We start from the raw sequence: 2248 nt of genomic DNA, 5'->3' as shown, positions 1-2248 counted from the left end.
GCCGTTGGTCACTAGTGGGGCCAGTCCGGGGCGGGATCCTCGTCAAGGAGGGGCCGGATGGCGCCCAGTACGGCGCCGATACACACGTCGCGCAATTCGGCGCGGGTGCAGGTCTCCTTGGTGAGCCAGTCCACGCACAGCACTTGGACGAACACCAACCAGCTCTTGAGGACCCCCGACACGGCCTCCCGCGTGGTGTCGTCGGCGAGCGGGAGCACGCCGAGCATCCGCTCGCGCAGGGCGTCGAGTTCGTTGGCGATGATCGTCTGGACCAGGCGGTCGCCAGCCAGTACTCGGTTCGCCGCCAGGACGGTGTTGCGGTTCTCCGCGAAGTACTCGATATGGGCGTCCAGGCCCTCGGTGAGCTGCTCGACCAGGGTCTGAGCCGGGTCGAGCCGGGTTTTGGCGAGCAGTTGCTCAGCGACCTGCTGGTACAAGGAGGCGAAAAGGTCGCGCTTACTTGGAAAGTGACGGTAGAGCAGCGCGCGGGAGACCCCGGCGCACTCGGCGACGTCTTCCATCAGCACCTCGTCGTACGGGCGCGCGGCAAAGAGCCGCGCAGCGACGGCGAGGAGCTGGGCGCGGCGTTCGGCGGGGCTGAGTCGCTGACGGGGAGGCACGGACGCATGTTACTTGACACGTGTCTACTAGTTGGCCGTAGCCTGGTGGATGCGTGTCTACTAGTAGAGGGGGATGGCCGGTCATGGCCAAGGTCAAAGTGCTTCGCGGGCTCGTGCTGGCGATGGGGTACGCCTGCGTGGCGATCGGGCTCTTCCATGTGCTGCTCGGGAACGCCTCGATCCCGGACGCGGGCTCAGCGGGCCCGACGGTAGACAGTCTTGGGCGGTTCTTCGGCGCAATCTTCACCGGGTACGGCCTCGGCTGGCTCTGGGCGGCACGGCAGTCACCGATTCCCGCGTCGGCGGTGCGGTGGCTGGCCGGGGTGTTCGGGCTGGGCGCGCTCGGACGACTGCTGTCGCTCGCCGTGCACGGGTGGCCGCACTGGTTCCAGGTAGCGCTGACAATCGTCGAACTCGTCCTGGCGCCACTGTTCTTCTGGCTGGCGGACGCCGAGGAGAAGATGCTCCGGCCCGGAACTAGGGGCGAGCTCGTGTGACGGCACGCTGTGGGTGTTCCATACCAATTCATCGAAAACTGGATCACCGGCCAGGCTCGTCCGCTGTCGCGCCCACCAACTCAAACGCTCAGCGCCGCCACTCCAGGCGCTCACCCGCCAAGTGAAGCGCTCCTTACCTTGTTGGTGGGTTGATTCCGGCCCTTCGTACGATCGGAAGGCCCGGGGGCCTGGGTGTGGCTGGAAGCGCTCATGCCGTAGGTGCGACTTTGACTGATTGGCCGCCCAGCGCCCCGCGACGACACGGCCACTCATTGGGATACGCGAAAAGGTCGCTTCGTAAGGACACGTCGGCGTGGTCGTCTGCTGGGACCAGTCAACCGATCGATGAGGGAGGCTCGGGTGCCCGAGCTTTGGGCGGGGACGGATGTCGGCAAGGCCGCGCACCACTGCACGGTGGCGGCGGCCGCCCGGCGCGCCGCAACCGCAAGTGGCTCGTGATCGGCGCCGCCGTGGTGGCCCTGGCGGTCACCGGGGGGGGCTGATCTGGGTCCTGAACGCGGGCAACAACGACGGCGACAACAGCAGCTCGTCCGAGGCTCGTCCGAGGGCTCGTACAAGGACCCCAGCACCTTCAAGGTGAGCGACGTCAACAAGGAGCCGTTCACGCTCAAGGCCGAGTACGACATGGACGACTCCAAATACGAGTCGAACTACTACGACCTGGACGGTTCCGGCGGGGCCGTCATGGGCGACCGGGATGTCGTCAAGGAGCAGAAGGAGGAGATTGAGATGTACAACGTCACGTCCCGGGTAAAGCCGGGAATGAGGTCGACCTCCTTCGGGTCGGCCTTGAGGTAGACGAGGAGCTTGGTCTGCTGCGGCGGGCAGACACAGGCGAAGTTGCGCAGCCGCTGGTAGGCGGCGTACTGCTTGCGCTGGACCCGGGTGACGCCGTCCCCCAGGCCGAGCAGCACCTCGTCGACCGACTCGGAGCCATGATTCATGGAATACATGTCCGTGACGGCGAGTTGAGGTCCTTGCTGTAGCTCGTCTGAGTGGTCTCGCGTGACAGCCAGTGCATGGGGCTGGCAGAGGGGCGGCGACAACGATCAGCCAGGGCCTGGTCGTGCTGCGCTGTGGCCGGTGTGCGCGCCGGGGCCGGCCTGTCCC

2 protein-coding genes and 1 pseudogene are annotated in these 2248 nt (G+C 66.5%); 1 reads left to right on the top strand and 2 read right to left on the bottom strand.

Annotated features, from left to right (window positions below):
• Positions 1 to 11: 11 nt before the first annotated feature.
• Positions 12 to 620, bottom strand: a complete 609-nt coding sequence (locus tag AB0I10_RS40985) for a helix-turn-helix domain-containing protein (RefSeq protein WP_363157829.1) — start codon at positions 618 to 620, stop codon at positions 12 to 14.
• Positions 621 to 703: 83 nt separating this feature from the next.
• Between AB0I10_RS40985 and AB0I10_RS40980 the strand changes: the two genes are divergently transcribed.
• Entirely contained in the window at positions 704 to 1117 is a 414-nt protein-coding gene (locus AB0I10_RS40980; RefSeq protein WP_363157828.1) for a DUF4345 domain-containing protein, read from the top strand.
• A 758-nt stretch (positions 1118 to 1875) separates the two neighbouring features.
• On the opposite strand, the pseudogene AB0I10_RS40975 reads toward AB0I10_RS40980, so the two are convergent.
• Positions 1876 to 2064 (bottom strand): annotated as a pseudogene (locus AB0I10_RS40975) (DUF5655 domain-containing protein); the annotation flags it as partial.
• Between the last annotated feature and the right edge of the window lie 184 nt (positions 2065 to 2248).

It is taken from the genome of Streptomyces sp. NPDC050636 (assembly GCF_040654775.1).
Taxonomy (GTDB): Bacteria; Actinomycetota; Actinomycetes; order Streptomycetales; family Streptomycetaceae; genus Streptomyces.
This window is presented reverse-complemented; position numbering and strand designations above follow the sequence as displayed.

Bases quoted from the DNA above. Each gene is read 5' to 3' on its own strand.
- AB0I10_RS40980 (WP_363157828.1), top strand. From the start codon at position 704: ATGGCCAAGGTCAAAGTGCTTCGCGGGCTCGTGCTGGCGATGGGGTAC.